This window comes from Lysobacter sp. Soil_N_51 (assembly GCF_057655755.1).
In genome coordinates, this window is the sequence record NZ_JBDGLR010000033.1 from 1 (window position 1) to 326 (window position 326).

The window sequence follows — 326 nt, forward strand, 5'->3', positions numbered from 1 at the left end:
CGACTCCGCCGTGAGCACGATCTTTGGACACGCCGTCGTCGTCGCTTCGTCCGCGCACGTGCGGCGCTGCAACGCACGCCGGCGGCCCCGAGGCGAGTGACCTGGCCGTTCGCGGCCAGTGCGCCCGATCGCATCTGGGTAGGGGACATCACTCACCTTTCGACACAGGAAGGCGTGCTGATGCTGGCGATCATCCTGGATGTGCATAGCCGTCGCGTGGTGGGCTGGGCGATGGACACCCATCAGCGCGTGGAACTGGCGGAACGTGCGTTGCAGATGGCGTTGCACCACCGTCGGCCGACGGCTGGATTGATTCTTCATCACGA

General features: G+C 65.6%; 1 protein-coding gene. It reads left to right on the forward strand.

Translation table 11 applies throughout. The features are described 5' to 3' along the window. Nucleotides 1-96 precede the first annotated feature (96 nt). A partial coding sequence (locus AC3A4T_RS24550; protein WP_487677763.1) for a DDE-type integrase/transposase/recombinase occupies nucleotides 97-326 on the forward strand: 230 nt, incomplete at its 3' end.